Annotated in this window: 34 protein-coding genes; 33 read left to right on the top strand and 1 reads right to left on the bottom strand. The window is 43.5% G+C overall.

The features are described from left to right. Nucleotides 1-7: 7 nt before the first annotated feature. From rplC to B3R63_RS13670, 28 genes are all read left to right on the top strand, one after another. On the top strand, nt 8-646 hold the full coding sequence (rplC, locus tag B3R63_RS13535; RefSeq protein ID WP_005018329.1) for a 50S ribosomal protein L3: 639 nt from the start codon (nt 8-10) through the stop codon (nt 644-646). 11 nt (nt 647-657) lie between these two features. Beyond that, nucleotides 658-1,260, top strand: coding sequence for a 50S ribosomal protein L4 (gene rplD / locus B3R63_RS13540; RefSeq protein WP_005018333.1), 603 nt, complete (start codon nt 658-660; stop codon nt 1,258-1,260). Continuing rightward, nucleotides 1,257-1,577: a 50S ribosomal protein L23 gene (rplW, locus tag B3R63_RS13545; RefSeq protein ID WP_005018334.1), complete on the top strand. Its 321-nt coding sequence runs from the start codon at nt 1,257-1,259 to the stop codon at nt 1,575-1,577. The genes rplD and rplW overlap by 4 nt, the downstream gene beginning before the upstream one ends. An 11-nt stretch (nt 1,578-1,588) precedes the next feature. After that, nucleotides 1,589-2,413, top strand: coding sequence for a 50S ribosomal protein L2 (gene rplB / locus B3R63_RS13550; protein ID WP_005018335.1), 825 nt, complete (start codon nt 1,589-1,591; stop codon nt 2,411-2,413). Nucleotides 2,414-2,433: 20 nt separating this feature from the next. Continuing rightward, nucleotides 2,434-2,709, top strand: a complete 276-nt coding sequence (gene rpsS, locus B3R63_RS13555; protein ID WP_004985338.1) for a 30S ribosomal protein S19 — start codon at nt 2,434-2,436, stop codon at nt 2,707-2,709. 9 nt (nt 2,710-2,718) lie between these two features. After that, nucleotides 2,719-3,048, top strand: a complete 330-nt coding sequence (gene rplV / locus B3R63_RS13560; RefSeq protein ID WP_001982638.1) for a 50S ribosomal protein L22 — start codon at nt 2,719-2,721, stop codon at nt 3,046-3,048. 1 nt (nt 3,049) lies between these two features. Continuing rightward, complete coding sequence (rpsC, locus tag B3R63_RS13565; RefSeq protein ID WP_005018336.1) at nt 3,050-3,802, top strand: 30S ribosomal protein S3; 753 nt, start codon at nt 3,050-3,052, stop codon at nt 3,800-3,802. 3 nt (nt 3,803-3,805) lie between these two features. After that, the gene (rplP, locus tag B3R63_RS13570) at nt 3,806-4,219 is read left to right on the top strand and encodes a 50S ribosomal protein L16 (protein ID WP_005018339.1); all 414 of its coding nucleotides are present in this window, start codon (nt 3,806-3,808) and stop codon (nt 4,217-4,219) included. Then, complete coding sequence (rpmC, locus tag B3R63_RS13575; RefSeq protein ID WP_005018343.1) at nt 4,219-4,416, top strand: 50S ribosomal protein L29; 198 nt, start codon at nt 4,219-4,221, stop codon at nt 4,414-4,416. Before rplP ends, rpmC begins: the two co-directional genes overlap by 1 nt. Further along, a complete protein-coding gene (rpsQ, locus tag B3R63_RS13580) occupies nt 4,413-4,670 on the top strand; it encodes a 30S ribosomal protein S17 (protein ID WP_005018344.1) in 258 nt (85 codons plus the stop codon). Before rpmC ends, rpsQ begins: the two co-directional genes overlap by 4 nt. A 92-nt stretch (nt 4,671-4,762) precedes the next feature. Then, on the top strand, nt 4,763-5,131 hold the full coding sequence (gene rplN, locus B3R63_RS13585; protein ID WP_005018345.1) for a 50S ribosomal protein L14: 369 nt from the start codon (nt 4,763-4,765) through the stop codon (nt 5,129-5,131). Between the two features lie 9 nt (nt 5,132-5,140). Next, on the top strand, nt 5,141-5,461 hold the full coding sequence (gene rplX, locus B3R63_RS13590) for a 50S ribosomal protein L24 (RefSeq protein WP_005018346.1): 321 nt from the start codon (nt 5,141-5,143) through the stop codon (nt 5,459-5,461). Between the two features lie 15 nt (nt 5,462-5,476). Then, nucleotides 5,477-6,013, top strand: a complete 537-nt coding sequence (gene rplE, locus B3R63_RS13595) for a 50S ribosomal protein L5 (protein WP_005018347.1) — start codon at nt 5,477-5,479, stop codon at nt 6,011-6,013. 9 nt (nt 6,014-6,022) lie between these two features. Further along, nucleotides 6,023-6,328 (top strand): 30S ribosomal protein S14, encoded by a 306-nt coding sequence (rpsN, locus tag B3R63_RS13600; RefSeq protein WP_005018349.1) that lies wholly within the window; start codon nt 6,023-6,025, stop codon nt 6,326-6,328. 12 nt (nt 6,329-6,340) lie between these two features. After that, nucleotides 6,341-6,736 (top strand): 30S ribosomal protein S8, encoded by a 396-nt coding sequence (gene rpsH / locus B3R63_RS13605; protein ID WP_005018351.1) that lies wholly within the window; start codon nt 6,341-6,343, stop codon nt 6,734-6,736. A gap of 13 nt (nt 6,737-6,749) precedes the next feature. Then, complete coding sequence (gene rplF / locus B3R63_RS13610) at nt 6,750-7,283, top strand: 50S ribosomal protein L6 (RefSeq protein ID WP_005018353.1); 534 nt, start codon at nt 6,750-6,752, stop codon at nt 7,281-7,283. A 14-nt stretch (nt 7,284-7,297) separates the two neighbouring features. Beyond that, nucleotides 7,298-7,648, top strand: a complete 351-nt coding sequence (rplR, locus tag B3R63_RS13615; RefSeq protein ID WP_005018355.1) for a 50S ribosomal protein L18 — start codon at nt 7,298-7,300, stop codon at nt 7,646-7,648. A 2-nt stretch (nt 7,649-7,650) separates the two neighbouring features. After that, nucleotides 7,651-8,148, top strand: a complete 498-nt coding sequence (gene rpsE / locus B3R63_RS13620) for a 30S ribosomal protein S5 (RefSeq protein WP_005018357.1) — start codon at nt 7,651-7,653, stop codon at nt 8,146-8,148. A 6-nt stretch (nt 8,149-8,154) separates the two neighbouring features. Then, nucleotides 8,155-8,331 (top strand): 50S ribosomal protein L30, encoded by a 177-nt coding sequence (gene rpmD / locus B3R63_RS13625; protein WP_005012961.1) that lies wholly within the window; start codon nt 8,155-8,157, stop codon nt 8,329-8,331. A gap of 3 nt (nt 8,332-8,334) precedes the next feature. Beyond that, a complete protein-coding gene (rplO, locus tag B3R63_RS13630) occupies nt 8,335-8,775 on the top strand; it encodes a 50S ribosomal protein L15 (protein WP_005018359.1) in 441 nt (146 codons plus the stop codon). Nucleotides 8,776-8,820: 45 nt separating this feature from the next. Then, the gene (secY, locus tag B3R63_RS13635; RefSeq protein WP_171053907.1) at nt 8,821-10,140 is read left to right on the top strand and encodes a preprotein translocase subunit SecY; all 1,320 of its coding nucleotides are present in this window, start codon (nt 8,821-8,823) and stop codon (nt 10,138-10,140) included. A gap of 20 nt (nt 10,141-10,160) precedes the next feature. Then, complete coding sequence (rpmJ, locus tag B3R63_RS13640) at nt 10,161-10,277, top strand: 50S ribosomal protein L36 (RefSeq protein ID WP_000867907.1); 117 nt, start codon at nt 10,161-10,163, stop codon at nt 10,275-10,277. Nucleotides 10,278-10,383: 106 nt separating this feature from the next. After that, a complete protein-coding gene (gene rpsM / locus B3R63_RS13645) occupies nt 10,384-10,740 on the top strand; it encodes a 30S ribosomal protein S13 (protein ID WP_005018362.1) in 357 nt (118 codons plus the stop codon). Nucleotides 10,741-10,759: 19 nt separating this feature from the next. Then, nucleotides 10,760-11,146, top strand: coding sequence for a 30S ribosomal protein S11 (gene rpsK / locus B3R63_RS13650; RefSeq protein ID WP_001040166.1), 387 nt, complete (start codon nt 10,760-10,762; stop codon nt 11,144-11,146). Between the two features lie 12 nt (nt 11,147-11,158). Continuing rightward, nucleotides 11,159-11,782 carry a 30S ribosomal protein S4 gene (gene rpsD / locus B3R63_RS13655; RefSeq protein ID WP_005018363.1) on the top strand — a complete coding sequence of 208 codons (624 nt, stop codon included), beginning with the start codon at nt 11,159-11,161 and terminating at the stop codon, nt 11,780-11,782. Nucleotides 11,783-11,799: 17 nt separating this feature from the next. After that, nucleotides 11,800-12,807 carry a DNA-directed RNA polymerase subunit alpha gene (locus B3R63_RS13660; RefSeq protein WP_005018365.1) on the top strand — a complete coding sequence of 336 codons (1,008 nt, stop codon included), beginning with the start codon at nt 11,800-11,802 and terminating at the stop codon, nt 12,805-12,807. Nucleotides 12,808-12,825: 18 nt separating this feature from the next. Further along, a complete protein-coding gene (rplQ, locus tag B3R63_RS13665; protein ID WP_005018373.1) occupies nt 12,826-13,203 on the top strand; it encodes a 50S ribosomal protein L17 in 378 nt (125 codons plus the stop codon). Nucleotides 13,204-13,382: 179 nt separating this feature from the next. Then, a complete protein-coding gene (locus B3R63_RS13670; protein WP_005024447.1) occupies nt 13,383-14,873 on the top strand; it encodes a flavin-containing monooxygenase in 1,491 nt (496 codons plus the stop codon). Between the two features lie 53 nt (nt 14,874-14,926). Here the strand turns inward: B3R63_RS13670 and B3R63_RS13675 are convergent, their stop codons facing one another. Further along, a complete protein-coding gene (locus B3R63_RS13675; RefSeq protein WP_005024448.1) occupies nt 14,927-16,099 on the bottom strand; it encodes an acyl-CoA dehydrogenase family protein in 1,173 nt (390 codons plus the stop codon). A gap of 183 nt (nt 16,100-16,282) precedes the next feature. On the opposite strand from B3R63_RS13675, the gene B3R63_RS13680 reads away from it, so the two are divergent. From B3R63_RS13680 to B3R63_RS13890, 5 genes are all read left to right on the top strand, one after another. Continuing rightward, the gene (locus B3R63_RS13680; RefSeq protein WP_005018377.1) at nt 16,283-16,540 is read left to right on the top strand and encodes a succinate dehydrogenase assembly factor 2; all 258 of its coding nucleotides are present in this window, start codon (nt 16,283-16,285) and stop codon (nt 16,538-16,540) included. Beyond that, entirely contained in the window at nt 16,533-16,919 is a 387-nt protein-coding gene (locus B3R63_RS13685) for a hypothetical protein (protein ID WP_005024450.1), read from the top strand. The genes B3R63_RS13680 and B3R63_RS13685 overlap by 8 nt, the downstream gene beginning before the upstream one ends. A gap of 479 nt (nt 16,920-17,398) precedes the next feature. After that, nucleotides 17,399-18,514 (top strand): hypothetical protein, encoded by a 1,116-nt coding sequence (locus B3R63_RS13690; protein ID WP_151984535.1) that lies wholly within the window; start codon nt 17,399-17,401, stop codon nt 18,512-18,514. 77 nt (nt 18,515-18,591) lie between these two features. Next, nucleotides 18,592-19,185: a rhombosortase gene (rrtA, locus tag B3R63_RS13695; RefSeq protein ID WP_151984533.1), complete on the top strand. Its 594-nt coding sequence runs from the start codon at nt 18,592-18,594 to the stop codon at nt 19,183-19,185. A 989-nt stretch (nt 19,186-20,174) separates the two neighbouring features. Then, a partial coding sequence (locus B3R63_RS13890) for a TRAP transporter large permease subunit (RefSeq protein WP_414630846.1) occupies nt 20,175-21,604 on the top strand: 1,430 nt, incomplete at its 3' end.

Consider the following 21,604-nt stretch of genomic DNA (forward strand, 5'->3'; position numbering starts at 1 on the left):
TACACACATGGCTATTGGTTTAGTCGGTCGCAAGTGCGGTATGACCCGTATCTTCACAGAAGCCGGCGTCTCTGTGCCAGTTACAGTGATCGAAGTTGATCCAAACCGCATCACGCAAATCAAAACGCTTGAAACTGATGGTTATCAAGCAATTCAAGTAACTACTGGTGAACGTCGCGAATCTCGCGTTACTAACGGTCAAAAAGGTCACTTTGCGAAAGCAGGCGTGGCAGCTGGTCGTCTGGTTAAAGAGTTTCGTGTTACTGAAGCAGAGCTTGAAGGTCGTGAAGTTGGTGCTTCTATCGGTGTTGATTTGTTCGCAGTAGGTCAGATCGTTGACGTAACTGGTCAATCAAAAGGTAAAGGTTTCCAAGGTGGTGTGAAGCGTTGGAACTTCCGTACGCAAGATGCTACTCACGGTAACTCTGTTTCTCACCGTGTTTTAGGTTCTACAGGTCAAAACCAGACTCCTGGTCGCGTGTTCAAAGGCAAAAAAATGGCCGGTCACCTAGGTGATGAACGCGTAACAGTACAAGGTCTTGAAATTGTATCTATTGACGCTGAACGTTCTGTTTTAGTTGTTAAAGGTGCTATTCCTGGTGCAACTGGTGGCGACGTGATCGTTCGTCCTACCATCAAGGCCTGAGGGGAAATAACGTGAATTTAAATACTGTTTCCGGCTCTGCTGTTGAGTTGTCTGAAGTTGCCTTCGGACGTGAGTTTAACGAAGCACTTGTACACCAAGTTGTTACAGCTTACTTAGCTGGTGGTCGTCAAGGCTCAAAAGCTCAAAAGTCACGTGCTGACGTATCTGGCGGTGGTAAAAAACCATTCCGTCAAAAAGGTACTGGCCGCGCTCGTGCTGGTTCTATTCGTAGCCCAATCTGGGTTGGCGGCGGTAAAACTTTTGCTGCTCGTCCACAAGACTGGTCTCAAAAAGTTAACCGCAAAATGTACCGCGGTGCAATGCAATGTATCCTGGCTGAACTTGTTCGCCAAGATCGCTTGGTTTTGGTTGAAGAGCTTCAGGTTTCTGCTCCTAAAACTAAAGAATTGCTTGCAAAACTGAACGACTTGAACGCACCTCGCGCATTGATCGTTACTGATGCGGTAGATGAGAACTTATATCTTGCAGCACGCAACCTTCCACACGTTGATGTGGTAGATGCAACTGCAATCGATCCTGTAAGCCTGATCGCGTTCGATAAAGTTGTAATGTCTGTAGCTGCTGCTAAGAAAATTGAGGTAGAACTCGGATGAACAACGAACGTATCTATCAGATTCTGAAAGGACCAGTCTTCTCAGAAAAAGCACAAGTTTTAGGTGAAACTGCTGGTGTTCAAGTATTCAAGGTTGCGATTGATGCAAACAAGCTTGAAATCAAAAAAGCAGTTGAACAACTCTTTGGTGTAGAAGTGGTTAAAGTAAACACGACTATTACTAAAGGTAAGTCTAAACGCTTTGGTAAAACATTAGGACGTCGTTCTGATGTTAAAAAAGCATACGTCACCCTGAAAGCTGGCCAAGATGTTGAAATGGCTGACTTGGGCGATACCGCTGAAAGCGCAGCGGAATAAGGACGAAAATTATGCCGATTCAAAAATGTAAGCCAACGTCTCCAGGACGTCGCTTTGTAGAGAAAGTCGTTCACGACCATCTTCACAAAGGCGCGCCTTATGCTCCGTTGGTTGAAGCTAAGAAACGTACTGGTGGTCGTAACAACAACGGTCACATTACAACTCGTCACGTGGGTGGTGGTCATAAACAGCACTATCGTATCGTAGACTTCAAACGTAACAAAGATGGTATTCCTGCGACTGTAGAGCGTATTGAATACGATCCGAACCGTACCGCACACATCGCATTGCTGAAGTATGCTGACGGTGAACGTCGTTATATCATCGCGCCTAAAGGTCTGCGTGCTGGCGATAAAGTACAGTCTGGTAACGATGCTCCAATTCGTACCGGTAACTGCTTGCCACTTCGCAATATGCCACTTGGTTCTACACTACATAACATCGAACTGAAAATTGGTAAAGGCGCGCAGTTAGCACGTTCTGCTGGTACTTCTGTTCAATTGTTGGGTCGTGACGGTTCTTACGCAATTGTTCGTCTGCGTTCAGGCGAAATGCGTAAAATTCACGTTGAATGCCGTGCTGTAATTGGTGAAGTTTCTAACCAAGAAAGCAACCTTCGCTCACTGGGTAAAGCTGGTGCTGCACGCTGGCGTGGTGTTCGTCCTACCGTACGTGGTATGGCGATGAACCCAGTTGATCACCCGCATGGTGGTGGTGAAGGGCGTAACAAAGGTATTCAACCTGTAAGCCCATGGGGTCAAAAAGCTAAAGGGTACAAGACACGTACCAACAAGCGTACGACTAAGATGATTATTCGCGACCGTCGCGTTAAGTAACAAGTAAAGGAATCTGACTAATGCCTCGTTCTCTGAAAAAAGGCCCATTCGTCGATGCGCACTTGTTCGCTAAGGTTGAAGCGGCTGTTGCGGCTAATAACCGTAAGCCGATCAAAACTTGGTCGCGTCGTTCGATGATCCTCCCAGACTTTGTTGGTCTAACAATTTCTGTTCATAATGGTCGTAACCATGTTCCAGTAATTATTACTGAACATATGGTTGGTCATAAACTCGGTGAATTCGCGCCAACTCGTACCTATCGTGGTCACGGTGTTGACAAGAAGTCTAAACGTTAAGGTGCTATGATGGAAGTTACTGCTAAATTACGCGGTGCCGCTATCTCGGCACAAAAAGCTCGTTTGGTTGCGGACCTTATTCGTGGCAAATCTGTTGCTCACGCGCTTAATATCTTGAACTTCAGCAATAAAAAAGCTGCGGTACTGGTGAAAAAAGCTTTGGAATCTGCAATTGCAAACGCTGAACACAATAACAGTTTAGATGTAGACGACCTTAAAGTTTCTACGATTTATGTGGATGAGGGCATGAGCCTGAAACGCATTATGCCACGTGCTAAAGGCCGTGCAGATCGTATTACTAAGCGTACTTGTCACATCACCGTTAAGGTAGGGGTTTGATATGGGTCAGAAGGTTCATCCAATCGGTATCCGCCTAGGTGTTGTGAAACGTCATAACGCTAACTGGTATGCGAATCCGAAACAATACGCTGAATATTTGCTTAAAGATCTTCAAGTACGTGAGTTTTTAACTAAAAAACTTAAAAGTGCGATGATCAGCAATATTCTTATCGAACGTCCTACAGGCGCTGCTAAAGTAACTATTAGCACTGCTCGTCCAGGTATTGTAATCGGTAAAAAAGGCGAAGATATTGAGAAATTACAGCGCGAACTTACCAACATCATGGGTGTTCCAGCGCAAGTAAGCATCAATGAAATTGATCGTCCAGACTTGGATGCTCGTTTAGTTGCTGAAGCGATTGCTTCTCAACTGGAAAAACGCGTTATGTTCCGTCGTGCTATGAAGCGTGCGGTACAAAATACGATGCGTGCTGGTGCTAAAGGTATCAAAGTTGAAGTTTCTGGCCGTCTAGGTGGTGCAGAGATCGCTCGTACTGAGTGGTATCGTGAAGGTCGTGTACCTTTACATACACTTCGTGCTGACATCGACTACGCTACCATGCGTGCTGAAACAACTTACGGTACAATCGGTGTTAAAGTTTGGATCTTCCGTGGTGAGATCTTGGGTGGCATGAAACAAGTCATGAACCCTGCTCCAGCTGAAGAGCGTCCAGCTAAACGCGGTCGTGGGCGTGGTGAAGGTCAAGAGCGTCGTGGTCGTCGTTCGGACCGTGCTGCAGACAAGGGAGAATAATCCATGTTGCAACCTAAACGTACCAAATTCCGTAAAGTGCAAAAAGGCCGTAACACTGGTCTAGCACATCGTGGAAGTACAGTATCATTTGGTTCTATCGCACTCAAAGCTACTGGCCGTGGTCGTATGACTGCGCGTCAAATCGAAGCTGCGCGTCGTACCATTAGCCGTCGTGTTAAACGTGGTGGTAAAATCTTTATCCGTGTATTCCCGGACAAACCAATTACTGAAAAGCCATTAGAAGTTCGTATGGGTAACGGTAAAGGTAACGTGGAATATTGGGTTTGCGAAATCAAACCAGGTAAGATCCTGTACGAAATGGAAGGTGTGAACGAAGAACTGGCACGTGAAGCATTTACGCTTGCTGCTGCTAAGCTTCCGTTTAAAACCACTATCGTGACTCGGACGGTAATGTAATGAAAACTAAAGATCTACGTGAAAAATCGGTAGAAGAATTGAAAGCTTTGCTTGATGAGCAGCAGCTTAACCAATTCCGTCTTCGTATGGCGAAAGCAACTGGTCAGTTGGGTAAATCGCACGAAGTGCAACTTGCCCGCAAGGCGATTGCTCGCATCAAGACACTCCTTACCGAAAAACAGGGGAACGGACAATGAGTGAAAATACAGTCCGCACGTTAACCGGCAAAGTCGTAAGTGACAAAATGGACAAGTCTATTGTTGTGCTTATTGAACGCCGCGTTCAACACCCGTTGTATGGCAAACTTATTCGCCGTTCAACTAAATTACACGCTCATGATGAGAACAACGTTGCTAAACTTGGCGACCTTGTAACCATTAAAGAAAGCCGCCCAATTTCTAAAACCAAGTCATGGACATTGGTTGAAGTTGTTGAAGCAGCTGCTGAGTAATTAGACGTTCTTGTTGCATCATCGGACAATTTCAAGTACTCTTTGAGCCTTTCGAAATTGTGACCGGTGATGCTCGGTTTTGGAGTAGGGCAATGATTCAAACCGAAACGATGCTCGACGTAGCAGACAACAGTGGTGCACGCCGCGTACAATGTATTAAAGTACTTGGTGGCTCACATCGTCGTTATGCTTCTGTTGGCGACATTATTAAAGTTACTGTAAAAGAAGCAATTCCACGTGGCCGTGTTAAAAAAGGCGACGTAATGAATGCAGTTGTGGTACGTACTAAGTTCGGTATCCGTCGTCCGGATGGTTCTTTGATCCGTTTTGATGACAATGCTGCTGTATTGTTAAACAACAATAAAGCTCCGATTGCCACTCGTATTTTCGGACCAGTGACTCGTGAACTTCGTACTGAACAGTTCATGAAAATTATTTCACTGGCTCCTGAAGTTCTATAAGAGGCAATCATGGCTAAGATTAAAAAAGGCGATCAGGTAATCGTGATCGCAGGTAAAGAAAAAGGCAAACAGGGTACTGTTCTGTCTGTTTCTGGTGACCGTGTTAAGGTTGAAGGCCTTAACTTGGTGAAGAAGCATCAGAAGCCAAACCGTGTAACTGGCGCTGAAGGCGGTATTGTTACTCAGGAAGCTTCGCTTCATATCTCAAACGTGGCAGTTTTTAATGCTACAACCCAAAAGGCTGACCGTGTTGGTTACCGCGTAGATGAAAACGGTGTGAAAACTCGCGTTTATAAATCTAACGGTGAATCAGTGGCGGTAGCGAAGTAATAGGTTGAATGGGCAATGGCCAGACTTAAAGCGCGTTACAATGAAGAAATCAAGACTAAGTTGAAAGAAGAACTTGGTCTTGCTAATGTGATGGAAACTCCTCGCATTACTAAAATTACCCTGAACATGGGTGTAGGTGCAGCTGCAACTGATAAGAAATTATTAGATGGCGCTGTATCTGATATGCAAGCAATTGCTGGTCAAAAACCAGTGGTAACACTTGCACGTAAATCAATCGCTGGTTTCAAAATCCGTGATGGTTGGCCGATCGGTTGTAAAGTAACTTTACGTGGCGACCAAATGTACGAATTCTTGGACCGTCTGATCTCAATCGCAATCCCTCGTATCCGTGACTTCCGTGGTTTCTCAGCGAAATCTTTCGATGGTCGTGGTAACTATTCTATGGGCTTGAAAGAACAAATCGTTTTCCCTGAAATCGATTTTGACAAGATTGATCGTATTCGTGGTATGGACATTACCATCACTACGACTGCTCGCACCGATGACGAAGGCCGTGCGCTTATGCGTGCATTCGGCTTCCCGTTCAAATAAGAGGTCGATATGGCTAAGAAAAGTATGATTAATCGCGAATTAAAGCGCGAGAAAACCGTTGCTAAATACGCTGCAAAACGTGCTGAATTAAAAGCTACGATTGCAAACGTAAATGCAAGCGACGAAGAGCGTTTTGAAGCGATGATGAAATTACAAGCATTGCCGCGTAATGCATCTCCAATCCGTCTTCGTAACCGTTGTGGTTTAACTGGTCGTCCTCATGGTTACTTCCGTAAGTTTGGCCTGGGCCGTAATAAACTACGTGATACAGTAATGCAAGGTGATGTACCAGGCGTTGTTAAGGCAAGCTGGTAAGGAGCGACTATAATGAGTATGCAAGATACCGTTGCCGACATGCTAACACGTGTTCGTAACGCACAAATGGCGAAGAAACAAACTGTTTCTATGCCGAATTCTAAGTTGAAAGTTGCGATTGCTAACGTACTTCAACAAGAAGGTTATATTTCAAATGTAGAAGTTGCTGATGTTGAAGGCAAACCTACTTTGACTATCACTTTAAAGTATTTTGAAGGCAAGCCAGTTATCGAAACTGTGAAACGCGTAAGCCGTCCAGGTCTTCGCCAGTATCGCGGTAAAGATAAACTTCCAAGCGTTAAGCAAGGTTTGGGTATTGCAATTGTTTCTACAAGCAAAGGCCTCATGACTGATCGCGCTGCACGTGCTGCAGGTATCGGTGGTGAAGTTATTGCTTTTGTTTCTTAATAGGTGATTCCTCATGTCTCGTGTGGCTAAAGCCCCAGTAACTGTACCTAACGGTGTTACAGTTACTCAGAACGGCCGGCAGGTCGAAGTGAAAGGCACAAAAGGTAACTTGTCTTTCAACCTGCATGCGCTGGTCGAGCTAAAACAGGAAGAAGGTCAGCTTCATATTGCTCCAGTTAAAGAGTCGAAAGACGCTTGGATGCAAGCTGGTACTGCTCGCGCTGTGTTAAATAACCTTGTAAAAGGTGTTAACGAAGGCTTCGAACGCAAGTTGCAACTGATCGGTGTTGGTTATAAAGCTGCGGTTAAAGGTGACGTTGTCAACCTGAACCTTGGTTATTCTCACCCAATCGATTATTCCCTTCCTGAAGGCGTAACTGCAGAAACTCCTACTGCAACTGAAATCGTACTTAAATCTGCGAATAAACAGTTGTTAGGTCAGGTAGCTGCTGACATCCGTTCATATCGTCAACCTGAGCCGTATAAAGGTAAAGGTGTTCGTTATTCGGATGAAGTTGTACTTCGTAAAGAAGCTAAGAAGAAATAAGGCGCGAGGTTCTGATGAACGAAAAGAAACAATCCCGTTTGCGTCGTGCGAAAAGCACACGCTTGCACATCCGTGCATTGGGTGCGACTCGTTTGTGTGTAAACCGCACTCCGCGTCACATCTATGCTCAAGTTATCTCAGCAGATGGTGGCAAAGTTTTAGCGCAAGCTTCTACTTTAGATGCCTCTCTACGTAGTGGTACTACCGGTAATGTTGAAGCAGCTACTAAAGTGGGTGCTTTAATCGCGGAACGAGCTAAAGCAGCTGGCGTTACTAAAGTTGCATTTGACCGTTCTGGTTTTAAATATCATGGTCGTATCAAAGCCTTGGCTGATGCTGCCCGTGAAGGCGGCTTGGAGTTCTAATCATGGCGAAAGTTGAACAAAACGAAGGTCTCGTTGAAAAGCTGGTTGCCGTTGATCGTGTAGCCAAGGTTGTTAAGGGTGGTCGTATCTTCTCTTTCACAGCATTAACTGTTGTGGGTGATGGTAATGGTCGTGTAGGTTTTGGTCGTGGTAAAGCACGTGAAGTTCCAGCTGCTATCTCTAAAGCACTTGAAGCTGCTCGTCGCAACATGATCACTATTGAACTTAACGATGGTACTCTGCAACACCCAGTTCGTGCTCGTCATGGCGCAAGCCGTGTATTTATGCAACCTGCATCAGAAGGTACTGGCGTAATTGCTGGTGGTTCTATGCGTGCTGTTCTTGAAGCAGCAGGCGTGCGTAATGTATTGACGAAATGCTATGGTTCTACTAACGCTGCAAACGTCGTAAATGCAACCTTTAACGGTTTGCGTGACATGACTACTCCTGAGAAAGTTGCTGCGAAACGTGGTCTATCAGTAGAACAAATTCAAGGGTAATCAGTCATGAAAACGATTAAAGTTACCCAGACTAAATCTTCATCGCACCGCTTGAAAAATCACAAGCTGAGCCTGAAAGGTTTAGGTCTGCGTCGTATTGGTCATACTGTAGAAGTGCAAGATACGCCTTCTAACCGTGGTATGATCAACCAAGTCTACTATATGGTTAGTGTAGAGGAATAAGCCATGACTCTGCGTTTAAATGAACTTGCACCTGCAGAAGGTGCTAAACGTGAAAACCGTCGTCTGGGCCGTGGTATCGGTTCTGGCGTTGGTAAGACCGGTGGCCGTGGTGTCAAGGGTCAAAAATCACGTAAGAGCGGTGGTGTACGTCCAGGTTTCGAAGGTGGTCAAACTGCACTTTACCGTCGTTTGCCTAAATTCGGCTTCACTAGCCAAATCGCTTTAAAAACTGCTGAAGTACGTTTGTCTGAACTTGCTAAAGTTGAAGGTGATATTGTTTCACTTGAAACTTTAAAAGCAGCGAATGTAGTACGTAAAGATATGTTGCGTGCTCGTGTCGTACTTTCTGGTGAAATTACTCGTGCTTTCACTGTACAAGGTGTTGCATTGACTGCCGGCGCTAAAGCAGCTATCGAAGCTGCTGGTGGCAAAGTCGAGGAGTAATCGCTAGTGTCTATGTCTCCTGGTTCTTCAAGTCATGTTAACATGATGAAAGGTCAACCTTTTCATGTGAAATACCGTGAAATTATTCGTCGAATGATGTTTCTGATCGGCGCATTGTTGGTCTTTCGGCTAGGAGCGCATATTCCAGTACCAGGCATTAATAATGCTGCGCTCGAAAACCTATTCAATGCAAACCAAGGTACGATCCTTGGTTTGTTTAATATGTTTTCAGGTGGGGCATTAGAGCGAATGTCTATCCTTGCGCTTGGAATCATGCCCTACATTTCTGCCTCGATTATTGTGCAGTTGATGTCAACCGTGATTCCAAGTCTTGAAGCCTTGAAAAAAGAAGGCGAGCAAGGTAAGCGTAAGATTAATCAGTACACACGGCAAGGTACGCTGTTGCTGGCTTTAGTGCAAGCAACCGGCATGTGTGCCGGCTTGATTGGTCAGGGGATTACCCTAACTTCAGGTTTGGCTTTTTATGTACCGGCTGTAACCTCTCTGGTTGCAGGGACCATGTTTTTGATGTGGCTTGGAGAACAGATTACCGAACGTGGTGTTGGTAATGGTATTTCCATGATTATTTTTGCAGGTATTGTAGCAGGTTTACCTAATCTGATTATGCAATCGCTTTCATCTGTAGATAGCGGCCAGACCAGCCTGATTGGCTTGGTCATTTTTGGCTTGTTATCACTTGGGGTGCTGGCGGCAATTGTATTTATCGAAAAGGCCCAACGCCGCATATCAGTAAACTATGCACAAAAACAGCAGGGCCGTCGTGTATTTACTGCTCAGCAAACCCACTTGCCATTAAAAATTAATATGGCAGGCGTTATCCCGGCAATTTTTGCCAGCTCTTTGCTGCTGTTTCCAGCAAGCTTGGGCCAGTGGGTAGGGAGTGCTGATCCAAATGCAGGGATGATCAAACGTGGTCTTCAAGACTTGGCTCTTGTATTATCGCCTGGACAGCCTTTGTATTTGGTGCTCTTTGGTGCGTTAATTATCTTTTTCTGCTATTTTTATACGGCACTTGTTTTTAGTCCAAAAGAAGTATCAGAAAACTTAAAACGCAGCGGAGCTTACGTGCCTGGTATTCGCCCAGGTGAGCAAACTGCTCGTTATTTAGATCATATTCTCAATCGTCTGACCTTCATCGGTGCGATGTATATTACAGTGATCTGCTTGATGCCGATGGTATTGCAAAGTTCATTTGGTATTCCGTTTTATTTAGGCGGAACCTCCCTGCTCATCGTGGTAGTGGTTGTTATGGACTTTATGGCCCAGCTTCAGGCTCATCTGACTTCGCATCAGTATGACAATCAGAGTTTAATGAGAAAAACGACTGCTCATCCTAAAGGATAAGCGCACTTAGAGGTTTCATCATGAAAGTACAAGCTTCTGTAAAGAAAATTTGTGGTAGCTGTAAAGTTATCCGTCGTAATGGGGTTATCCGCGTGATTTGCAGCGCTGAACCTCGTCATAAGCAGCGTCAAGGTTAATCTGATCAAGACCTGTTGATTTCAGTAGGCTAATTAGGTTAATATCCGCCCCTCAAGATTTTTGTGGGGCGGTTGATTATCTCTACTGCCTTTTTGGAGAAAGTGAATGGCTCGTATTGCCGGTGTAAACATTCCGGATAACAAGCATGCTGTTATCTCCCTCACGTATATCTTTGGTATCGGTCGCCACACTGCTAAGAATATCTTAGCTGCTGCAGGCATCACACCGACTGTCAAGATCCGTGAATTGGATGATGCTCAGCTTGATGCGATTCGTGCAGAAGTTGCCAAGGTTCCAACCGAAGGTGATTTACGTCGCGAAATTTCCATGAACATTAAACGTTTAATGGATTTAGGCTGCTACCGTGGTCTTCGTCATCGTCGTAGCTTGCCTGTCCGCGGTCAACGCACCAAAACTAACGCACGTACCCGTAAAGGTCCGCGCAAACCGATTAAAAAGTAAGATTTCTGGAAGCTAAAAGATGGCTAAAGATACTCGCACACGCAAGAAGGTCACTCGTACCGTCTCTGAAGGTGTTGCACACATTCACGCGTCTTTTAATAACACCATTGTGACTATTACCGATCGTCAAGGTAATGCACTGGCTTGGGCCACTTCAGGTGGACAAGGCTTCCGTGGATCACGTAAATCAACTCCGTTTGCTGCTCAGGTAGCTGCTGAAGTTGCTGGTAAAGCAGCTTTGGATTACGGTTTGAAAAACCTGGACGTCCTTGTAAAAGGTCCTGGTCCTGGTCGTGAGTCTGCGGTTCGTGCATTAGGTGCAGTGGGTTATAAGATTAATAGCATTACCGATGTGACGCCAATCCCTCACAACGGTTGTCGCCCACCTAAAAAACGTCGCGTGTAAGGAGAAACATTCATGGCTCGTTATATTGGTCCAAAATGCAAACTCTCTCGCCGCGAAGGGACAGACCTGCAACTTAAATCTGGCGTTAAACCTTTTGACGTCAAAACTAAAAAACATGCTAAAGCGCCTGGCCAACATGGGCAATCTCGCGCTAAGCAATCTGAGTACTCACTACAATTACGTGAAAAACAAAAAGTACGTCGTATGTACGGTGTGTTAGAGCGTCAATTTAGTAATTACTATAAAGAAGCTGCTCGTGTTAAGGGTGCAACTGGTGAGAACCTGTTGAAGCTGCTTGAAAGCCGCCTTGATAACGTTGTTTATCGCATGGGTTTTGGTTCTACACGTGCAGAAGCTCGTCAGCTTGTAAGTCACCGTAGCATTACTTTAAATGGCCGTCGTGTAAACATTGCTTCTATTCAAGTAAAAGCTGGTGATGTTATTGCGGTTCATGAAGGTGCTAAACAACAATTACGTATTAAAAGCGCAATTGAATTAGCTGCTCAACGTGGAATTCCAGCTTGGATTGAAGTTGATCATTCTAAGTTTGAAGGTACGTTTAAAGCTGCGCCGGATCGTTCTGATTTACCTGCTGAAATCAACGAAAGCTTGATTGTAGAATTGTATTCTAAATAATCCTTGAGGTAGCAATAATGACGCGTACTGCAAACGAGTTTCTAACTCCGCAAGCGATCAAGGTCGAAGCGGTAAGCGGGACCTCGGCAAAAGTGATTCTGGAACCTTTAGAGCGTGGCTTTGGTCATACTCTAGGTAATGCTTTACGTCGCATTCTATTGTCTTCTTTGCCTGGCGCTGCTGTGGTTGAAGTAGAGATAGAAGGTGTCGAGCACGAGTACAGTACTTTAGAAGGCTTGCAGCAGGACATCGTCGAGCTCTTGCTGAACCTAAAAGGATTGTCTATTAAGCTGTTCGATCAAAACGAAGCTTACTTAACATTAGAAAAACAAGGTCCAGGCGATATTACTGCTGCTGACCTGCGTTTACCTCATAATGTTGAGGTGGTTAACCCAGAGCATTTGATTGGTACACTAAGTGCTTCAGGCTCAATTAAAATGCGCTTGAAGGTTGCTCAAGGTCGTGGTTATGAGACTTCTGACTCACGTTTCCCGGAAGGTGAAACCCGTCCAGTCGGTCGTTTACAGTTAGATGCTTCTTATAGCCCGATTCAACGTGTGTCTTACACAGTAGAAAACGCTCGTGTAGAACAACGTACTGACCTTGACAAGCTGATCATTGATCTTGAAACCAACGGTACTGTTGATCCTGAAGAAGCAATCCGCAAAGCGGCAACAATCTTGCAACAGCAAATTGCAATTTTTGTTGATCTTCAGAAAGATCAGGCACCTGTGGCTCAAGAACCTCGCGAAGAAGTTGACCCAATTTTGCTTCGTCCAGTGGATGATCTAGAGCTAACTGTTCGTTCTGCTAACTGTTTGAAGGCAGAAAATATTTACTACATTGGTGATCTTGTTCAACGTACTGAGGTTGAGTTACTTAAAACTCCAAACTTAGGTAAAAAATCGTTGACTGAGATTAAAGATGTTTTGGCATCGAAAGGTTTACAACTCGGCATGCGTTTAGAGAACTGGCCACCGGCTAGTCTGCGTATGGACGATCGTTTTGCCTATCGTAGCCGTTAATTAAGTAGGACTATCACCATGCGTCATCGTAATAGTGGTGTGAAATTAGGCCGTACAAGCAGTCATCGTAAAGCGATGTTCCAAAACTTGGCTAATTCTTTGTTCGAACACGAGTTGATTAAAACAACTGTGCCTAAAGCAAAAGAGTTACGTCGTGTTGCTGAGCCTTTAATCACTTTAGCTAAAAACGATACTGTAGCAAACCGTCGTTTAGCGTTTGCTCGTACTCGTTCAGCAGCAACTGTTGGTAAGTTATTTACCGTTCTTGGCCCTCGTTACAAAGAACGTAACGGCGGTTATCTGCGTGTTCTTAAAGCTGGTTTCCGTGCAGGTGATGCTGCACCGATGGCTTATGTAGAGCTTGTAGATCGCGAAGTTCAAGCTTCTGCAGAATAATTTTTATTATTCAAAAAAGGGCCGGTTTTTAACCGGCCTTTTTTTATTGATTGTCTGACCAAATGTAAATTGTCCTCAACTGATAAGAAAAATAGATAAATTGCATAAACTTGACATTGCCTATTGTCAATTTTGTGTTTTAATAAAATAATCGTGTTCAACAAGGTTATAACAATAAAATGGATAAACACATTGATGTTCTAATTGTAGGAGCTGGTATTTCAGGCTTGGGTCTGGCTGCGCATCTTTCTAAAAACTGCCCCCAGCGCTCATTTGAAATTGTAGAAAGACGTGAAGGAATCGGGGGAACTTGGGATTTATTCCGCTATCCAGGTATCCGCTCCGATTCGGATATGTCGACTTTTGGTTATAATTTCAAACCATGGCGTAAGGCCAAAATTCTGGCAGATGGTGCCTCAATACGCCAGTATTTACATGAGGTTGTGGATGAATTTCACCTAGACAGGAAAATTCATTTTAAACACCGAGTAATTTCTGCGAATTATGATACGGCCCTTAAACTCTGGATAGTGGAAATCGAAGACCAGCAAGGTCAGAACCAGACTTGGTACGCTAATTTTCTACTCGGCTGTACCGGTTACTATAATTATGATGAAGGCTTTATGCCTGAGTACCCTGGACAACACCAGTTTAAAGGTACTTTGGTGCATCCTCAGCATTGGCCAGAAAAGCTGGACTATACTGGCAAGCGAGTCATTGTGATAGGTAGCGGTGCAACAGCTATTACTCTCGTACCCTCTATGGTGAAAGGGGGGGCGGCTCATGTAACTATGCTACAGCGTTCGCCTACCTATATTGCTTCAATTCCTTCTATTGATTTTGTTTATCAGAAAATGCGTGGTTTTCTTTCGGAAGAGATGGCTTATAAACTGACGCGTGCACGTAATATTGGTATGCAGCGTGCAGTCTATGCACTCTCACAGAAACAACCTAAACTGGTACGTAAGCTCCTTTTAAAATCGATCGAAATGCAGCTTAAAGGTAAAGTGGATATGAAACACTTTACTCCAAGCTATAATCCATGGGATCAACGCCTTTGTGTAGTGCCCGATGGTGACCTGTTTAAAGCTTTGCGTGAAGGTCATGCCAGTGTCGAGACTGACCATATTGAAAAATTTACTGAAACAGGAGTCCAGTTAAAGTCAGGCAAGCATCTGGAAGCAGATATTATTATCTCTGCAACTGGTTTGCAGATCCAGATTATGGGTGGAATACAGGGAACTGTAGATGGTCAACCGATAGATACCTCAGAACATATGCTATACAACGGTATTCTGATCAGTGACGTACCTAATATGGCGATGATTATTGGTTATATTAATGCTTCTTGGACATTAAAAGTCGATGTTGCAGCAGAGTATATCTGTCGACTACTTAATTATATGGATAAGCATCATTATGATGAAGTGATAGCGCCTACCGATCATAGTGAGATTGAACAGGATACTGTGATGGGTAGCCTGTCCGCAGGATATATCCGTCGCGCTGCCGACGTAATTCCAAAGCAGGGGAAACATGCACCCTGGCAAGTGACTAATAACTATCTGGCTGATCGTAAAGCCCTGAAACAGGCGGGTTTTGAAGATGGAATCTTGCAATTTACTAAGCGTGATAAACAGCTAGAACGTAAACCTAAACTGGTTTCATAATCCCAATTAAAAAGGAGCTTTAAAGCTCCTTTTGTAGTATTAGAATTTAGATTTTATAATGTTCTGGAAATTAACTCTTTCATGATTTCATTGGTACCGGCATAAATTCGGTTAGCACGGTGATCAATATAGGCACGTGCGATTGGATACTCCAGCATATAGCCATAACCACCATGCAGCTGTAAACATTCATCCACGACTTTTGAATACATATCAGAAAGCTTGTATTTGGCTGCTGCTGCTGCATCAATACCTAATTGTGCTTCAAGCTGCAATTGCATACAGCGGTCCAGGTAGGTACGGCCCATGTCAATTTCTGTACGCAATTCAGCGAGCTTAAATCGTGTATTTTGGAAAGTTGCTATCGGTTTACTGAAAGCTTTGCGTTCTTTTGTATATTGTACCGTATGCGCAAATGCAGCTTCAGCACCAGCTTGGCAAATGATTGCTACCAGCATACGTTCCCATGCCAGCTCTTTCATGAGCATCATAAAGCCCATACCTTCCATGCCCAGCAGATTTTCTTTAGGTACCCGGACATTATCAAAAAATAGCTCACAAGTATCTTGGCCTTTCATACCAATCTTATTGAGCGGTTTACCTTTACTAAAACCTGGACGGTCAGCCTCTACCATAATCAGAGACAGGTTTGCTGAACCTTTATCACTGTTCCCGGTTTTACAGACTACAATTGCCATATCGCAAAGATAACCATTGGTAATGAATATTTTCGAACCATTGATGACATATTCATCCCCATCCAGTATCGCCGAGGTACGTACTGCCTGAAGATCAGAACCAGTACCCGGTTCAGTCATGGCAATAGCAGTTACTACTTCGCCGGTAGCCATTTGTGGCAGCCAGTACTGTTTCTGTTTTTCATTACCAAAGTTATTAATATAATTCGCTACAATATCAGAATGCAGAGAAAAACCGGTCGCTGAGTCACCCGCATAGGCCTGTTCTTCAATCAAAATCATACTATAAAGCCGGTCTACACCAGCGCCGCCATATTCTTCTGGCATGGTCGGGCAAAGCAGACCCAGAGCTCCAGCTTTATTCCATAAATCACGATCTACATGCTGCTGTTGCTCGTATCGTTCTGTATAAGGGATGACTTCCTTTTCATAAAATTTACGTACAGTCTCACGAAATGCATCATGATCAGAATTAAACAGATTTCTAGGTAACATGGGTGCAAGCGGACGAATAGCAGCAGATTGCATTTTTTGTTTTATCCTTGTGTGATATTTTCTTTTAAACCTAAACAGCCCGGCTTTTTTGTACAATAGGCCAAATGCTCAATCACCATCAAAAAATTGATGGTTTTCGCCATTTTATGGAAAAGCTGCAAATTTTAAGAGTGGATCAGTTAAACTATTCTGAAATTATTCACTTGGGGATAGAAAATGTCTGAAGAAATGACTTTGGAAGAACGTAAAGTAATTTACCGTGCACGCCGGGGACTAAAAGAAATTGATGTATATTTTGACCCTTATGTAAAACAATATTATTTACAAGCTGATGCGGAAGAAAAAGCCACCTTCGCCGAGCTCGTCGCACAGGAAGATCCTGATCTTCTAGACTGGTTTATGGAGGTTTCTGAACCTCCACGTCCGGAGATGAAACAGCTAATTATTAAACTTAAACATTATGTCCATGGTTAAGCAGTGTTTTAAGCTGAAACCTAGCCGCATGGCTATTATGGTTCAGCTTTCTTTACTACTCGGTTTGCTGATTTTGTTCTATTCACTACTACCGTTGGGGCTATGGCTACTCTGTTCTGTCATTGGTTTGATAAGTTATAGCTTATTTTTAAAAGCGCCGCGTCCTGTACGCTTTGAATATCTAGATGCTGAAGAATGGACTCTTCAGTTCTGTAAAGCTAAACACTTAGATCGTGTTGTGATTCGAAAGATAATTGATCATCAACTTTATATTGTAATTTATTTTCAGAAAAATCAGGTTAAACCCTTGGTTATCTGGAGTGATCAATTGTCTCTTGTATACTGGAAAAAATTAAAAATGTTAGCCAAGCTGTATTAGTAATATTAAAATATTGTTTTAATTTACTTTTTTGTTTATGTAAATTATTTATTAATCCGATTATTAGGTGAGTTGCTGTTCATCAAATAAATTATAAAAATTTTAATTTGTCTGACAATTCTTCATGTCTAGTTGCCAAACATAGGTTAAATTGATTCACAAGCAGTTTTTAATATCTTTACTTTTTAAGATAACACTAGATTAAAACGCTGCATCAAATTTAAAAAATTACAAATGAATTTGAATGTAGGGTTTGCACTGAATATGTCCAGTTAATAAGTAGCATGTGCTGAACCGTCGCAATGCTACTTTTTTTTGCCTAAATTTTTTAAATTTCCTGATTCAGGTCATATTTAATCGTACTTTTTACTGGCACAGTTGCAGTGAAAATTAGAGTAATTACTCTTCTCTTCAGATTTTGCATCTGATATGTTGAGCTAAATCATGGATATAACAAAATTAAAAAGAGGACAGGAAGAATGTTAAACGTCCAAAAAATTGGCCAAGGCATGGCACTCGCAGTAATGGCAAGTTCTTTATTTACCGGATGTTCTTATGCAGTAAAGTCTGGGACAAATCTGGCCTTGGGCTTTAGTGAGCGGCACATCGTGCCCCCAATACTGGCTATGAATGATTCGGATATGGTCTGTAATTCTGGTAATGCTTTAACACCGGCAATTATGGCGACTAAAGATATGGGGGGAGATCCTACCCGCATAGCTGTGTTGCTTTACACGGCTTCTGGCATGTGTGCGGAAAATCAGGCTCTTGAAGCCGAGCTGCGTTATTTGCGTGCATCAAAAAGTGGTAACGTGACCGAAGCACAGGATGCCCGGATTGAGCAAAAACGCTGGGCTGCAAATGCTGCACAGCGCCAGTATACAGCGTATCAACTATTTGCAGAGCGCTGGGAAGCAAAACATAAAGCTACCCTCGGTGACTCATGTCCGACCATGCGTAGTGACCTAGACCAGACTGTGTATTTGCTGGGAATGATCAGCGGCTTGCAAGCCATGACTAATGATATTAATTCGGGGGGTGAAGCCAATGTACCTAAAGATATTGCTGCAATTGTAGAGCGCGGCATGACTTGTCTAGATAATAACAAGTTCTGGGGCGCTCCGCAGGCGACCCGCGCCGTGATCTGGACCCTGTTACCCGGTTCAGGTGATGGTAAACCCGACCCGTATCAAACCTTAAAACAATCGGTGCAAATTGGAGAGCAAAAAGGCGTGCGCATGTCACATGCATTATATGCAATCGCAGCACAGGCATCAGGTGATGATAATAAAATCCGTGATGCATTACGTACCTATCATGCCTCACTTGCTGAAGACAAACCGGTTAATCCGGATTACCGTTTAATCGATACGATGGCAGGAATGATGGTTCGCGGCATTTCTGATCGTTACTGGACTGAGAATACCGGAGTACGTACTGCTGAAGGCGGGATGAGCAGTTTCTGGGATGAGCAGCAATCTGGTAATGAACTAGAGGACCTGTTTGAAGGGGGAGATACAAATGGCGTGGAGGACTCTAGCGATATAGAAGTCGAAGCATCAGATACCCCAAACGAAACTAAACAGGGCAATTAACAGTTCAAAAAGGGCAGAACATGATGCTAGCATAATCTGGATTTACCTATATTTGAACATGGCGAGTATAAGGGCATATGACTATAAACGACTGGAATTTAATTAAGAAGTTAGTTTTTATAGCCAGCTGTGCCTCAATTTCAGCCTGTTTACAGGTATATGCGGATTATTTTATTTATTGGCGTGATCTTGTATTTAGAGAGCCGTGGCGTTTATGGTCTGCCCACTGGGTTCATGTAGGCTGGATACACTATTTACTGAACATGCTGGCATTCTCTTGTCTGCCTTTTATTTTTCCCCATATTCGTATTCGCAATTTCTTTTTCTTGCTGATCGTTTTGGCTCCACTCATCAGCCTGAGTTTTTATTATATTTTACCCTCAGTTGAAGCCTATGCAGGTCTATCCGGTGTCTTGCATGGGTTATATGTAGCAGGCGCAGTCATCTATAGCCAGTATAAAAGAGAGCGTAAATTTGCATTATTAGTGTTCAGTCTGATACTGGCCAAACTACTTTGGGAAAATACAATAGGTCAGCAGGGAACAGCAGAGCTAATTGGCAGTCCCGTACTGGTTGAAGCTCATCTGCTAGGCGTATTCTGGGGCACTATATTGGCCTTAATTGCTCTGGTATACCGCAGGAGGAAAATTAAAATAGGCATGGCAATTTAGAAAAAGAGCAAGGATCGTATTTAACTACTTTTTACAGTTTCATCATAAATAGCGTAACCGTAGTGTGGATAAGGATATATCCACATTAAAGAAATAAAAAAAGAATTTTATGCCTAAGCATTGCTGAAGCATAAACACAGGATAAAAGTGGAAAGAACATGCAACCAACACAAAAACAAACTGGCTTGGGTCGCCTAAGCTATATCTGGACAGAGTGGATTTCCACTTTTGTTATTCTTGTTTTGTTACTGCTTACACTGGTGATTGGGACCGGTGAAATGATTCATGGTCAACTGCTACGGATGGGAGAACGTCTGTATGGCGATCCTGCAAGTGGAATGCAATATTCGTTTTTACGGGCTGAACCAGAAAAGCCAACCTGTGAACGTCATCCTGATATTGATGCACAGGTACAAAAACAGATGCAGGCCAATGCAGCAGATGAGTTCGCTGATATTTTCGGCACCGCTTCAGAGGCTGATGTTAGGGCTTCGATCTTGGCAGGGCAGCAACTCTGTGAAGAAAAATATCAGTTCCATGATCGGGCAGTTACCTATATTGATGACCACAGTACCCTCAGAACATACCGGGCTGTCGAAACTTCATTTTTCGGAGTTTTTCAATTTGGAACCGAAAACCGTGCTCTAATTCTAGTTATTATGGTGGTATTTGCTGCCATCAGCGCGACTTTAAAAACTCATCATATTGGTTTGCGGAGTCCTGCTACCCGAATTGACTATAAAGTATATTCGGTCTTCATGCTGGCGGCGAATCTGTTACTCACTTCATCTGCTTTAAGCCAATATCATTCAATGATGAATGCCGGAGTTGAAATTGGCCGGGAAATCCAAATTATTTATGGGCTGTGGATTACCCTGTTTGGTATATTAAGCCTGATCAGCTTATTTTATCTGTTTAAGCCTCCTAAACCGTCACGTGAAGGCGGCAGCTTTGGTCTGGCATTTCTAAGTGTGCCTTTATATGCCTATATGGCAGTAATTACTGGGGTGGCCTTTACTTTCTTCATGGACTATCCGATGGGTCAGGGAATTTATCTCGGACAATTGGTGGAGTTCTCCAGTATCTTTTTAAATTTGGCTTTATTTATCTGGGCAGGGATGCTGTTAAAACAGACCCAGATTGTAGATATGTTCCTGAATATTTTACGTCCATGGAACTTGGCTCCAGAAACTTTGACCTGGTTAATTTTGCTGGCTGCTGCTTTGCCTACAGCTTATACCGGTGCATCAGGAATTTTTGTTATTGCAGCCGGCGCAATTATATATAAAGAGGTTTGGCTTTCAGGTGGGCGCCGACAGTTCGCACTGGCTGCAAGCGCCATGTCTGGCTCACTTGGTGTAGTATTACGTCCATGTCTGTTGATTGTAGTGGTCGCTTCACTGAACAAGGAAGTAACGACTGACTTGCTTTATCACTATGGTTTATATGTATTTTTATTGACTTCGACACTGTTTCTCGTTATTTCACTCTTCTTTGCCGAACGGAAATTTCGGATTGCTGCGCCAAGTGTCGCTTTTCCAAAGTCATTTCGTGCTATAGGCCCGGTACTACCTTATGTACTGATCTTTGTATTGATCTGGCTATTTTACAAATATATCCTGGCAACCGATCTTAATGAATTTACAGCGCCAGTCATGATGCCCGTAATTCTGCTTATGATTGTTCTGTTTGATAAGTTAAGGCAAAGCCCGGAAGCTGTTACTACGGTAGGCTACAATCCTGCTGTAGACCGTTATGCAGTAACAATGGGAGATCCTGCTACGCTGGCTACAGTGAACACCGCTATACCTGCGACTGAATACCATCAGGTGGTTACAGCTAACGCAACACAAGGAATGTCTGCTGATCATAGCGTAGCAAGATCAGGTCCGGTAAAAGAACCCCAAGTAGGTTTTAAGCGTGCTTTGCATTTATCTACCAGTGAAACAGTGGGCCATATTGGTGCCTTAGTAATTCTCATGGCACTGTCAGTCAGTGTGGGTGGGTTTCTGGAACGCATTGAGATTATGAGTGCTTTCCCAACCGATATCAGCAATACCTTTTTAGTGCTGACAATGATTGTTGCTGTCATGGTATTTGTTGGCATGATTATGGACCCATTTGGGGCAGTCATTCTAATCTCAGCTACAATTGCGCCCGTGGCTTATCAATATGGTATCCATCCTGTACATTTCTGGATGATTGCTTTAATTGGTTTTGAACTAGGCTATGTCACGCCACCTGTTGCCTTAAACCATCTCCTTGCCCGTCAATCTATTGGTGATGAAGAGGTAGCAGATGCGGATGCAGAAGTACGCCATAAATCATTTTACTATCGTTATGAGCGGTGGATATTACCAGTTATTGTAATGTTTCCTGCGATGCTAATTATTACTTTCGCGCCTTATATTTTTAAGCT

The organism is Acinetobacter sp. UBA1297 (assembly GCF_002307755.1).
GTDB lineage: Bacteria > Pseudomonadota > Gammaproteobacteria > Pseudomonadales > Moraxellaceae > Acinetobacter > Acinetobacter radioresistens.